Below are 11,854 nucleotides of genomic sequence, written 5' to 3'. Positions count from 1 at the left end.
CACGCCTGCCGCGAACAGGCTCATCATCGTCAGATGGACCACGGCGCCGACGAGGGCGCGGGGGACACCACTCGCGTCGATGCCGGCGCCGTGGGCGCGGTCGCGATGGCCGAGGTCTTCCTGCGGCAGCTGCGCTTCCGCGCGGTCGCGGGCGGCGGCGAACTGCTCGGGCGGATCGGCCGGACGGCACTGCTCTGGGTGCTGGCCCTGGTGCTGCTCACCCTCGGTGCGCGGCACAGCTTCGTCGTCCCGCTCGGCGACGACCTGGCGCAGTCGATCGGCGGTGCGCTCGGGCTGACCCCGGAGGTCGGCTTCCGGGCGGACGGCCCGACCACCGTCGGCATCGGGCTGGCCTGGCTGCTGGTGGTGCTCGCGGCCACCTTCGCGGTGTCCCGGCGGGCCCCGCTCCCGCCCGCCCTGATGCGCTACCAGCTCGCGGTCCGACCAGCGGCGTTCGCGCTCTGGCTGGTCCTGCTGGCGTACCTGGCGATCGGTGCGGTGGCCGGAGTGCTGACCGCGATCGCGCACGGCAACGCCCGGCAGACCCTGGCCGTGCTGCTGCTCGCGCTGCCCGACCTGGTCTGGCTGGCCTTCGGCGTCGGGCTCGGCGCCGAGTGGCACGGGCAACTGGTCGGCACGCTCGGCCTGCCCGTCCCGGGGCCGCTCAGCGCCGTGCTGCGCACGCCCGGGGGCGGGCAGGCGACCATCGACCTCGGCGCCCTCGCACAGCAGGACGCGCGGGTCTGGTGGCTGCTGCCGCTGGCGGCCGTCCTGCTGCTCGCGGCCGCGTTCCTGGCGGCCCGCGGCTCACCGCGCGGCGTGCGGCTCCGGCAGCACGCCGTCCGGTTCGCGCTATCCGCCGCCGTCGCCGTGCTGCTGGTGGGGCTGTGGACCCGGGTGGACGCCGACTACGGGCTCTCCGTGCTCGGCGTCGGCCTCGGGCAGGGCGGCCTGGCCGGGCTGCTGGGCACCGTGCTCGGCAGCGAGAGCCCGCTGGCCGGGCCGGGCGGCGGCAGCCTCACCCTGCGCCCGGTGCTCTGGACGGCGGTGCCGCTCGCGGCGGGCTGGGGGCTGGTGACCGGCGCGCTGGGCGCGCTGCTCGCCACCCGGGTGCGGCACCGGGGCGAGGTGTCGACGGGCGCGGGGTGACGAGAACGGGACGACGGGCACGGGGTGACGAGAACGGGACGACGGGCACGGGCCGGGGCCGGCGTCGCTCGGCTCAGAACAGCCGGTGGCCCCGCACCCACATGCTCTTCCGCCCGTCGGCCCCGAGTAGCCGCAGCTTCCCGACGCCGCTGTGGATGCCCGCGCTGAACAGCAGCGACGGGCCGACGATCACGCCCACCGCGGCCAGGGTGAAGAGCAGTCCGATGTGGTCGACGGTCTGCTCGTCGCCCTCCTCGACGGTCTGACCGCCCAGTTGGATCAGCAGCGGGACGATGGCCAGCAGGGAGAGCACCAGCAGCCAGCCCAGCGCCCGCTGGACCACCTGTTTGGTCCGCGCCCTGGCGGCGGTCTCGATCCGGACGGCGAAGGAACGTCCGCAGCGCGGGCAGATGACGCCGATCTCCCGGTTCCCGCCGGTGGGCCGGGGAGATCCGCCCTGCGGCAGGTGCGCCACGCTCCAGTTGACCTTCGTCACGGCCGCCTCGTGTTCGACGCTCACCCGGCAGCCCAGGCTGACGACGTACCGGTCGGTGATCGGGATCCTGGTCACTGCTGCCCCCCAGCCTCCGCGACCGTCGCGGGGTAGGCGTTTCGTAGCCCGTCCGGAGGCCGGCGAAACCGGTGACGGCGAGTCAGAAGGCCTCGGCTGCGAGGACGGCGGCCGCCGGGAGGGCCTGACCGAGTGCGCCGCGCCACAGCTTCGGTTCCGAGGTGAACAGGGTGATCCCGCCCGCGACCATGAACGCGGCGACGTAGAGCACCATGGCCCGCCCGGCCGTCGGGTGCCCGGTGTGCAGCAGGACCAGGCCGGTGACCAGGCCGAGCGCCAGGAACAGGTTGTAGAAGCCCACGTTGACGCGCCACAGCCGGACCTCGGGGGCGTCCGCCGTGCTGCCGGTCAGCAGACGGCGTACCCGGGGGTGCCCGTACAGGAAGCTCTCCAGTGGCCAGACGATCAGGTGGATCGACGCGGCGACCACGGCGAAGACCTGGCTCACGGCGTTCATGGTGAACGGCTCCCTCCGGGCGGTGGCCGGCGCGGCGGCCGGTGCGTCATTGCGCCAATGTGGCGGCCGGTGCGTCGGTGCGCCGGTGTGGCGAACGCTGTGAGGGCGGCGAAGGCCGCGAGGGGTGGCGCGGCGGCGGGCACAAGGGGCGGCACGGGGGCGGCGCGAGGGCGGCACGGAGGGTGCGCCGGGGCGCTGTCCCCCGCTGCGCATTCTACCGTCGCGCCCACCGCCGCGGCGGGCGAAGAGCCCTTCCGGAGTGCGGGATTGGACTGGACCACTGCCTCCGCGCACCACTATCGTTCGGCGTGCCCGCGGATCGCGCGCCGCCGTGAACACACCGCGCGCCGCCGCGAACGCATCGCGTGTCGCCGGAAGTCGTCGAGTGCTTCGGAACGGAACCCATGAGCATCTGGCCGCAGTTGCGAAGATCCCGAACCGTCCGGGCCGGGCACGCCACCGGCCGGGTACTGCGCTGCGGACTGATGGACACCATGCTCGCCGACCTCGCCGTCTCGGTCGTGCTCTGCTTCGAACAGCCGCTGGACGACGAGCGGCTCGCCGCCGGCCTGGCCCGCGCGCTGGAGCGGGTCCCGGTCTTCGCCGGCCGGCTGCGCACCGTCGAGGGCGTCCTGGAGGCGGTCTGCGACGACACCGGCGTGCCGTTCGAGCTCTACACCGTGGAGAGCGCGCTCGCCGAGGCGATGGGCCGGGCGACGGCGCCCGGCTCCGAACTGGTCGCCCCGCTGGACGCCCACGCCGCCCGCGACGGAGGCGTCCCGCTGCTCACCGTCCGGGTGACCCGCACGGCCGACGGCGGCACGGTGCTCGGCTGCTCCTGGCACCATGCGGTCGGCGACCTGAACAGCTTCATGCTGCTGCTGCGGATCTGGTCCGCGGCGGTCGAGGGCGAGCCCCTTCCGGAGGCCGAACTGGTCGACGACCAGGACGAGTTGCTGGCCGAGGTGCTCCCCGCCGAGGACTGCGGCCGGCCCGGCTTCCGGTTGCCCTCGGCGGAGGAGGCGGAACTGCTCGCCCGCGAGGTGGCGGCCGGGCCGCGCGCCAACCGGATCGTCCAGATCGCCTTCACCGACGTCGAACTGGCGCGGATGCGGGAGGAGTTCGAGGCGGCGGTCGGGCGGCGGCTCTCCTCCGGGGACGTGCTCTGCGCCCACCTGCTCAGCACCCTGAGGGAGTTGGACGGGGACGGAGAGGAGCGGATGCTCACCGTGCCGGTCAACGTGCGCCACTGGCTGGGCCTGTCGCCCGCGCTGACGGGCAACCTGCTGAGCGAGGTCCATCTGCCGCACCGGCCCGGGGACGGTCCGGCGGTGCTGGCCGGCGCGCTGCGCACCGCGGTCGAGGAGTTCCCGACCGCGCACCTCAACCTCCGCGCCAATCTCTGGTTCCTGGCCACCCTCGGCCGCTCGCGCCTGCGCGACTGCGTGCCGCTGGGCTTCGATCCGGCGGCACGCAGGTTCAGCTTCTCCAACTGGAGCGGCTTCGGTGCCTACGCGGTCAGCTTCCAGGGGCAGCACCCGGTGCTCTTCAGTCCGGCCGCCAACTATCCGATCCCCTGGGTCTGTTGGGCGGTCGAGGGGTTCCGGGGCGAGGGCCGGCTGGCCACCGTGGTGCTGCCGGCCAGGCTGGCCGCCCGGGTGCGCGGGGCGGAGGGCCGGGCGGCGCTGCACCGGTTCCGGCGGGCGGAGGACCGGCCGCCCGGCTCGGCCGGAATGCTGCCCAAGGTGGTCTGAGCACCTCCGGGCGCGGCGACGCGGGGTGCCGGGGGAGTTCCCTCCGGGGCACCCCGCGTCGCCGACGGTCAGCGCTGCTTCATCACGAGGTCCAGCGCGTGCCGCAGTTGCTCGCGGCCTGGTTGGACGGCCCGGTCGAGGGCGGGCGCGAAGGGCAGCACGGCGCCGTCCGGGCGGGTGATCCGGCGGGGCGGGGCGATCAGGCGCATCTCCTCGGCGGCGGTGGCCACCACCTCGGCGCCCAAGCCGCAGCTGCGGTTGGAGTCGTCCACGACGACCAGGCGGCCGGTGCGCTCCAGTGACTCCGCGAGTGCCTGCCAGTCGAAGGGGTACACGGTGCGCGGGTCGAGGACCTCCACCGAGAGGTCCGGTGCCAGCTCCTCGGCCACCGCCAGGGCGTCGTGCACCAGGTGCCCGAGGGCGACCACGGTGACGTCGCTGCCGGGGCGGTGGATCCGGGCCCGGCCGAGCGGGACGGGCGTGAGCTCCCAGGTGACCGTCTCGCGCACCGGCATCGCGGCGGCGGGCGCGAACACCACGACCGGGTCCGGGTCGCGGATCGCCGAGCGCAGCAGCCCGTAGGCGTCGGTCGGCGTGGCCGGCACCACGGTCTTCACGCCGGCGTGCGCGAACAGGCTGTACGGGTGGTCGGAGTGCTGTCCGGCCCAGCCGTCCCGGGAGCCCGAGCCGGGCACCAGGCAGGTCAGCGGGACGGCTGTCTGGCCACCGGTCATCAGCGAGAACTTGTGGGCCTGGTTGACGAGTTGCTCGAAGACCAGGAACAGCAGGGACGGGATCTGGAACTCCAGCACCGGACGCCGGCCGGCCAGCGCGGCGCCGATCGCCATCGAGGTGAAGGCCTGTTCGGACAACGGGGTGTCGACGATCCGCCCCGGCCCGAAGCGGTCCAGCAGGCCGAGGGTAGGCCCGGCCAGCCCGGCGCCGATGTCCTCGCCGAAGACGCAGACCGCGGGATCGGCGGCGAGTTCGTCGGCCAGCGCCCGGTTGAGCGCCTTGGTGTACGAGAGCCTGGTCACGGCCTCACTCCCGCCCGCGGCCGCAGCCCGTCGGCGTACAGGTGGTCCAGTGCCCCCGCCGGGTCCGGGTGCTCCGAGGCGAGCGCGAACTCCTCGGCGGAGGCCAGCTGTTCGGCCACCGAGCGGTCCAGCTCGGCGACCGTCGCGGGGGCGAGCAGAGCGGCGGCCCGGGGGAGCGGGTCGCGCTCGCGCCAGACCCCGACCTCCTCGGGGGAGCGGTAGCGCAGCTTCATCCGGCGCTCCATGGTGTGGTGGCCCTCGTAGCGGTAGGTGCGGCAGACCAGGAAGCCGGGGCCGCCACCGGTGCGGGCCCGCTCGACGGCGCGCAGCGCGGCGGTGCGGACGGCCTCGGTGTCCATGCCGTCCACCTCCTCGGCGGGGATGCCGAACGCGGCGGCCCGGCCGGTGGCGCTGCCCGCCACCGCGGCGGCGGCGGGCAGGGTGGTGGCGTAGCCGTTGTCCTCGCAGACGAACAGCACCGGCAGACGCCACATCGCGGCGAGGTTGAGCGACTCCAGCAGGACGCCCTGGTTGAGCGCGCCGTCGCCGAAGAAGGCCACCGCGACCGGGGTCCGGCCGACCGGAGCCGGCCCGGCGGCGGGGCCGTCGCCGTTCGCCCGCCCGGCTGCCGTCCGTTCGGCTTCCGCCTGTCCGGCTGTCGTCCCTCCGGATTCCGCCCGTTCGGCTTCCGCCCGTTCGGCTGTCGTCCGTTCGGGGGAGGCGGCCGCCCAGGCGGCGCCGACCGCGATCGGGGCGCCGGCGCCGACCATGCCGTTGGCGCCGAGGATGCCGAGCGAGAAGTCGGCGGCGTGCATGGAGCCGCCGCGGCCGCCGTTCGACCCGCCGACCCGCCCCAGGAGCTCGGCGAGCAGCCGGTGCGGCGCGGTGCCCCGGGCGAGCACGTGGCCGTGGCCGCGATGGGTGCTGGCGAGCCGGTCGTGCGGCCCGAGCGCCGAGCAGACCCCGACCGCGACGGCCTCCTGCCCGATGTACGGGTGGATGCCGCCGGGGATCGCGCCGGACTTCACCAGGCCGAGCGCCAGCTCCTCGAAGCCGCGGATCAGCCGCAGCATCCGGTAGCGCTCGGCGGGGGTGTCCAGCGGAGCGGGGCGGGCCCGGGTGCCGGGGCGGCCCGTCGGTGGCGCGCCGTCGTCGTCGGCCGGGCGCGCGGCAACGATCGGGGCCGGGTGCACGGCAACGTCCGGGGCCGGGTGTGCGGGAGCGGTCACGGCCGGCCCCGCCAGACGGTCGGGCAGAACCGCGGGTCGGCGTAGTCCGGGCGCCCGTCGTCCGTGCGGCGCACCAGGACGTCGTGGTTGTACACCACCGGCTCGCCGTCCGGCCGGTCGTGCCGGCGGTACTCGTTGGCGCCGTCCTGGAGGTGCAGCGAGACCGCCCGGCGCGGGTGGGAGGCGAGGTTGGGGCCGCTGCCGTGGTAGGTGCGGCAGTGGTGGAAGGAGACGTGGCCGCGCGGGATCAGCATCGGGACCTTGTGCACCCGCTGCCCGTTGTGGGCGGCGTTGGCGGCCAGGATGTCCTCCAGCTCGGAGCGGTCGCGGTCGGCGAAGTGCCGGGTGGAGTCCTCCCCGGAGGGCAGTTCCTGCCAGCGGTGGCTGCCGTCGACCATGGTGATGGTGCCGTTCTCCTCGTGGCAGTCGTGGAAGGGGATGAAAGCGGTGAGCATCTCCTCGGAGGTGCAGGTCTGCCAGTAGTGCTTGTCGAAGTGCCACGGCACCCGGTTGCTGGGCTCCTCGGGCACCGGGGGCTTGTAGATCAGCGTCGACTGGAAGATCCGGATCTCCTCGGTGCCGGCGAGCAGCGCGGCCACCGCGCCGACCAGCGGCTTGCGCAGGATCGCGGCGATCGCGTCGCTCTCGTAGTGCACGTAGTCGTTGTGCCGCTGGACCGGTCCGTCCTCGGGGCGCCAGGAGGCCAGCCGGGGCGGCCGGACGGGCAGCTCGCGGTCGCGGTGACCGGCGTAGTACAGCTCGGTGGCGGCCTGGAGGGTGTCCAGTTCCTCGTCGCCGAAGAGCCTGCGGGAGAGGTACCAGCGGTGCTCGCGGTAGTGCGCCACCTCGTCGGGGGTGGGCAGCAGGGCGCGCTCGGCCTCGGTGAGCCGGAACTCGGGGGATGCGGCCATCGGGCGGGCCTCCTTCGGATGTGCGGGGGCGGGCCGGTCGGCGACGGGCCGGGTTCCCGCGGTGGGCCCGTGCCGTTCGACGGCCTCGTAGAGGGCCTTGATGTTCGCGGTGCCGAAGGTACCCGCTCCGCGCCGTTCGATCAGTTCGAGGAAGTAGGTGCGCCGGGGGTGCGTGGAGCGGGCGAAGATCTGGAACAGCTGGCCGCCGTGGTCCTGGTCGACCAGGACGTGCAGGTCGCGCAGGGTCGCGACGGGGATGGCCGTCCCGCCGAGGCGTTCGGCCAGGGCGTCGAAGTAGGCGCCGGGGGTGGTCAGGAACTCCACGCCCCGCTCCCGGGCGGTCCGGACGGCCCCGGCGATGTCGCGGGTGCTGAAGGCCAGGTGCTGGACGCCGGCCCCGCCGTGGGCGGCGAGGAACTCGTCGATCTGGCCGGGGCGGCGGGTGGCGTCGGGCTCGATCAGGGTGAAGGTGACGCCGCCGGACGCGCTCTGCACCACCGTGGAGTCCATCGCCTGCTCGCCGACCTCGATGTACTCCTCGAAGACCGTGCGGAAGCCCAGTGCCGCCTCGCAGAACCGCACGGCCCCGGCGAGCGTTCCGGCCGGCAGGCAGATCGCGACGTGGTCGAGTCCGTCCAGCAGCCGGGGCTCCGTGGCGGGCTCCGCGGCGGGTTCGGCGGCCGGCAGTGGGACCAGCCGCAGCGCGGTGTCCCCGAAGCCCTCGATCAGGGCGCCGGCCCGGTCGAGCACCCGGGCACCGTGCCGTTCCGCCCGCTCCAGCGCGGCCGCCGGGTCGGCGCAGCCGAGCGCGAGGACGGCGACGCCGTCCCCGTGCCGGGTGACGTACTCCGCCACCGGGTGCTCCGGGTCGGCGGCGGAGGTCAGCCGCAGCCGGATGGTGCCCTGGCGCAGTTCGACGGTGCGGCTGCCGTCCGGGGCGGTGGACGGCGCGTCGGCGGTGAAGCCGTAGTCGGCGCAGAGCCCGGCCGCGGTCTTGTCGGCGTCCGCGCAGTGGAACTCGACGTGGGTGATGGTCTGGATGGACAACGGGATCTCCCCCCGGAGGGATGGTGGATCGAGGATCGGCGCGCCGCCCGCCGCGCGGCGGTGCGCGGCGGGTGGCGGTGCGCGGGTATCGGGCGGCGCGCGACGGGCGGTTGTCGGGTGGCGGTCGGGCGGCGGTCGTCGGGCGGCGGTTCTCGCACCGGCGCTATCGGACGGCCCGGGTGGAGGCCGGGCCGAGGACCAGGCTGAGGTTGTGGCCGCCGAAGGCGAAGGCGTTGCTCAGCGCGGCGCGCACCGGGGCGGTGCGGGCGGTGCCCCGGACGTGGTCCAGGTCGCAGGCCGGGTCGGGGTCGGTGAGGTTGAGCGTCGGCGGCAGTGTCCCGCGTGCCACCGTCAGGGCGGTCACCGCCGCCTCCAACGCGCCCGCGGCGCCGAGGAGATGGCCGGTGGCGCCCTTGGTGGAGCTGACGGCGGGCGGCTGCGGGCCGAACACGGCGTGCAGCGCGGCGGTCTCGGCGATGTCGCCGAGCTTGGTGCCGGTGCCGTGGGCGTTGACGTAGTCGATGTCGCCCGGGGCCAGGCCCGCGTTGGCGAGCGCGGCGCGCATCGCGTCGGCGGCGCCGGTGCCGTCCGGGCGGGGCATGGTGGGGTGGTGGGCGTCGGTGGAGGCGCCCCAGCCGAGGACGTCCGCGTACCCGGCGGCGCCGCGCGCCTCGGCGTGTTCGGCCCGTTCCAGGACGAGGACGGCGCTTCCCTCACCCAGCACGAAGCCGTTGCGGCGGCTGTCGAAGGGCCGGCCGGCCTGCTCGGGATCGTCCCAACCCTGCGCCAGGGCGCGGGCGTTGGTGAAGGCGGCGGCGATCGTCGGGTGCAGCGAGGATTCGGTGCCGCCGCACACCACCACGTCGGCGTCGCCGGCCCGGATCAGCCGCAGCCCCTCGGCGATCGCCTGGGCCCCGGCCGCGCAGGCCGTCACCACGGCGGAGCTGTAGCCCCGGATGCCGTGCTTGATGGCGATCCGGGCGGCGGCCATGTTGGAGAGCATGCCGGGCAGCAGGTACGGGCTGACGCCGGGCCGGCCGCGCTCCAGCCGGCGGTGCGACTGCTGCTCGAAGGTCTCCAGCCCGCCGCCGCCGGTGGCCAGCACCACGGCGGTGCGGTGCGGGTCGGCGTCCCGGCCGACCGTCAGGCCCGCGTCGGCGAGGGCGTCGTCGGCGGCGGCCAGGGCGAGCAGTACGAAGCGGTCGACGCAGCGGGTCTCGGTGGGCGGCAGCACCTCCCGGCCGTCGATGGCGGGGGCGATCCCGGCGGCGGGCAGCCAGCCGTGCGCGGCGTGGCCCTCGGGGACGGCCCGCAGTCCGGAGCGGCCGGCGGTGAGCGCCTCGAACACTTCGGCGGGCGCGCGGCCGAGCGGGGAGACCAGGCCGATGCCGGTGACGACGGCACCGGGGCGCGGGTTCGTGTGCGGTCCTCGTTCCCTCACGCGCCCACCGCCGCGAGGTGCCTCTCCCGCAGCAGGACCTTGCGGACCTTGCCGGTCGGGCCGAGCGGGATGTCGTCGGGGGAGACCACCAGGACCTTGCGGACGGTCGCGGCGGCGGCCTCGTCCAGGGCGGCGACCACCGCCCCGGTGCGGTCCGCCGCCTCGTCGGCGCCGGCGGCCAGGACCAGCAGCACGTCGGTGACCACCCGCTCGCCGTCCCGGACCGCGACCACCGTGCAGTCCAGCACGTCCGGGCAGGCGGCCAGCACCCGCTCCTCCGACATCGCGGTGAACAGCCGCTTGCCGCCGTCGAGTTCGACCGAGTCGACGGCCCGGTCCACGTGGTAGTAGTAGCCCTCCTCGTCCCGATACATCAGGTCCCCGGTGAGGAAGCGGCCGCGTAGCCGGGTGCGGAAGGTGGTGGCCGAGTCGTTCCAGTAGCCGAGCGCCAAGGTCGGTGAGGCGGTGGCGAGTTCACCGACCTCGCCGGGTCCGAGCGGTTCGCCGTCCGGGCCGACGACCTCGCAGTCGACGAAGGCGTGCGGTCGGCCGACGCAGCGGCCGTAGCGATCGGTGCCGGGTCCGTGGGTGATGAAGAAGTGGGAGTGGCCCATCTCGGTGGAGCCGAGGCCGTCCACGAACTGCGAGCCGGGCAGCCGGGTGCGGCCGTTGCGGGTGACGGTCTCCCGGCTGCCGGTGGCGATCAGTCGGCGGATGTGCACCTCGTGGGCGCAGTCGCCGGTGTTCCACCAGAGCGCGACGGAGTCCAGGTCGCGGGCGTTCAGGTCGTGCCGGGCGAGGTCGGCCCAGGTGGCGGCGAAGCCGATCACCCCGGAGGGTCGCCACCGCTCGACGGCCTCCAGCATGCCGTCGCCGGACTGCCGTGAGAGCAGGGCGAGTTCGGTGTGCGAGCTGAGCGCGAGGTTGAGTGCGATCAGGGTGGCGGCGTGCGGGGCGGGCAGCGCGCTGAGCATCCGGTCCTGGCCCTGGGGGCGGGGCAGCCGCAGCCGGTGGCGGATCGCGGCGTACAGGCTCGCGTGCGAGTGGACGACGGCCTTGGGCATCCCGGTGGTGCCGGAGGAGTGGGTGATCGCGACCGGGTCGCCGGACCAGTGCCGGTAGGGCTCCGGGGCGGCGTCCGGGTCGCCGGCGCCGAGGCCCGCGATCTCGGGCAGCAGCGGCACGCCGGTGTCGTGGCCGGCCAGTTCGGCCAGGTGGGCGGGGTCCGCGAGGACGCCGACCGCGCCGAGGCGGGCGATGTAGCGGGCGGCGCGCTCGCCGTCCAGGTTGGGGTTGAGCAGGGCGGGGACGGCGCCGAGCCGGGCCAGGGCGAGGAAGGAGAGCACGTGGTCGGCGGCGTCGCTCGCGTACACCACCACCGGGTCGCGCCGGGTGACGCCCAGGCCGTGCAGCGCGGCGGCGCGGGCCCGGACGGCGCGGTCCAGCTCGCGCAGGGTGAACGGCTGCCAGGCGGGGTGGCCGTCCACCGGGGTGTCGAAGCTCAGCAGCGGCACGTCCAGGTCGAGCCCGAGTGCGATCCGGGCGGTCAGGACGTTGCCGGCGCCCACGTCGGGGTCGTCCGCGAGCTGGGTGCGGAGGCTGCGGATGGTCACGGGGGTGGATCCCTCCCTCGGGGCCGTGGACGGCCCGGGCGGCTGATCGGATGGCAGGGCGGTCGGCCGCGCGGACGGCGGGGCGACGGGCGGCGGCCGGAGGTGGCGGTGAGGTGGCGGTGGGCCGCGGCGACCGCGGAGGTGGAGGCCGCTCCGGCGACGGTGCCGGGAGCGGGACGGGCGGGGCGCTGGTGTGCCGGGTGCGGCTGCGTCAGGCGCCGGGGCCCCTGTTGGTTGTTACGGCCGGGGAGCGGTGCCGGGTTCAGTCCGGCGGAGTTCCCTCGGCCGGGCCGGCGAGCAGGACGGCCGCCGCGCGGTCCCCGTCGGGCGCCTGCTCGACGGCCACGGCCAGCACCAGGTCGGCGTCGCCGTCCGCGAGCAGCAGGGCGGCGAGCTCGAACGCCTCGGCCGGGACGGTGCCGGGCTCGTAGCGGGCCGGGCAGATCGCCACGACCGGGCCGGTCAGGCCCCAGCGCGCGGAGATGTGCCCGAGGACGGCGTTGGGGTTGGACTGGAAGAACAGCAGCGGGCCGGTCCGCTGTCCGGGTTCGGCGCTGCGCTCGATCGCCCGTGCGGTGTCGAGGTCGCCGCTCGCGCTGGCGAGCAGCAGGGCGGTCCGTCCGGGCGCGGGCGGCTCGCCGTGGT

General features: G+C 75.5%; 10 protein-coding genes. 2 read left to right on the top strand and 8 right to left on the bottom strand.

All coding sequences use genetic code 11. The features are described from left to right. Positions 1-1,149: streptophobe family protein (locus AB0E96_RS30930; protein ID WP_359829083.1), on the top strand; the 1,149-nt coding region annotated here is incomplete at its 5' end. A 73-nt stretch (positions 1,150-1,222) separates the two neighbouring features. On the opposite strand, the gene AB0E96_RS30925 is transcribed toward AB0E96_RS30930, so the two are convergent. Both AB0E96_RS30925 and AB0E96_RS30920 read right to left on the bottom strand, forming a co-directional pair. Further along, entirely contained in the window at positions 1,223-1,720 is a 498-nt protein-coding gene (locus AB0E96_RS30925; RefSeq protein ID WP_359829082.1) for a hypothetical protein, read from the bottom strand. Between the two features lie 82 nt (positions 1,721-1,802). Continuing rightward, a complete protein-coding gene (locus AB0E96_RS30920; RefSeq protein ID WP_359829081.1) occupies positions 1,803-2,177 on the bottom strand; it encodes a DUF1304 domain-containing protein in 375 nt (124 codons plus the stop codon). A 404-nt stretch (positions 2,178-2,581) separates the two neighbouring features. Here AB0E96_RS30920 and AB0E96_RS30915 point away from each other — a divergent pair, with 404 nt between their 5' ends. Then, positions 2,582-3,931 (top strand): acyltransferase, encoded by a 1,350-nt coding sequence (locus tag AB0E96_RS30915; RefSeq protein ID WP_359829080.1) that lies wholly within the window; start codon positions 2,582-2,584, stop codon positions 3,929-3,931. A 68-nt stretch (positions 3,932-3,999) separates the two neighbouring features. Here the strand turns inward: AB0E96_RS30915 and AB0E96_RS30910 are convergent, their stop codons facing one another. The 6 genes from AB0E96_RS30910 to AB0E96_RS30885 form a co-directional block, all read right to left on the bottom strand. Next, the gene (locus AB0E96_RS30910) at positions 4,000-4,968 is read right to left on the bottom strand and encodes a transketolase C-terminal domain-containing protein (RefSeq protein ID WP_359829079.1); all 969 of its coding nucleotides are present in this window, start codon (positions 4,966-4,968) and stop codon (positions 4,000-4,002) included. Next, positions 4,965-6,041: a thiamine pyrophosphate-dependent dehydrogenase E1 component subunit alpha gene (locus AB0E96_RS30905; protein WP_359829084.1), complete on the bottom strand. Its 1,077-nt coding sequence runs from the start codon at positions 6,039-6,041 to the stop codon at positions 4,965-4,967. Before AB0E96_RS30905 ends, AB0E96_RS30910 begins: the two co-directional genes overlap by 4 nt. Positions 6,042-6,193: 152 nt before the next feature. Further along, positions 6,194-8,155, bottom strand: a complete 1,962-nt coding sequence (gene hppD / locus AB0E96_RS30900) for a 4-hydroxyphenylpyruvate dioxygenase (RefSeq protein WP_359829078.1) — start codon at positions 8,153-8,155, stop codon at positions 6,194-6,196. Positions 8,156-8,318: 163 nt separating this feature from the next. Further along, positions 8,319-9,596 (bottom strand): beta-ketoacyl-[acyl-carrier-protein] synthase family protein, encoded by a 1,278-nt coding sequence (locus tag AB0E96_RS30895; protein ID WP_359829077.1) that lies wholly within the window; start codon positions 9,594-9,596, stop codon positions 8,319-8,321. Continuing rightward, the gene (locus AB0E96_RS30890; protein WP_359829076.1) at positions 9,593-11,209 is read right to left on the bottom strand and encodes a class I adenylate-forming enzyme family protein; all 1,617 of its coding nucleotides are present in this window, start codon (positions 11,207-11,209) and stop codon (positions 9,593-9,595) included. Before AB0E96_RS30890 ends, AB0E96_RS30895 begins: the two co-directional genes overlap by 4 nt. A gap of 262 nt (positions 11,210-11,471) precedes the next feature. Continuing rightward, the coding region (locus AB0E96_RS30885; protein WP_359829075.1) for a beta-ketoacyl synthase N-terminal-like domain-containing protein at positions 11,472-11,854 on the bottom strand (383 nt) is incomplete at its 5' end.

It is taken from the genome of Kitasatospora sp. NPDC036755, from assembly GCF_040636595.1.
GTDB lineage: Bacteria > Actinomycetota > Actinomycetes > Streptomycetales > Streptomycetaceae > Kitasatospora.
This window is presented reverse-complemented; position numbering and strand designations above follow the sequence as displayed.

Bases quoted from the DNA above. Each gene is read 5' to 3' on its own strand.
- AB0E96_RS30920 (WP_359829081.1), bottom strand. From the start codon at position 2,177: ATGAACGCCGTGAGCCAGGTCTTCGCCGTGGTCGCCGCGTCGATCCAC.
- AB0E96_RS30915 (WP_359829080.1), top strand. From the start codon at position 2,582: ATGAGCATCTGGCCGCAGTTGCGAAGATCCCGAACCGTCCGGGCCGGG.
- AB0E96_RS30905 (WP_359829084.1), bottom strand. From the start codon at position 6,041: ATGCTGCGGCTGATCCGCGGCTTCGAGGAGCTGGCGCTCGGCCTGGTG.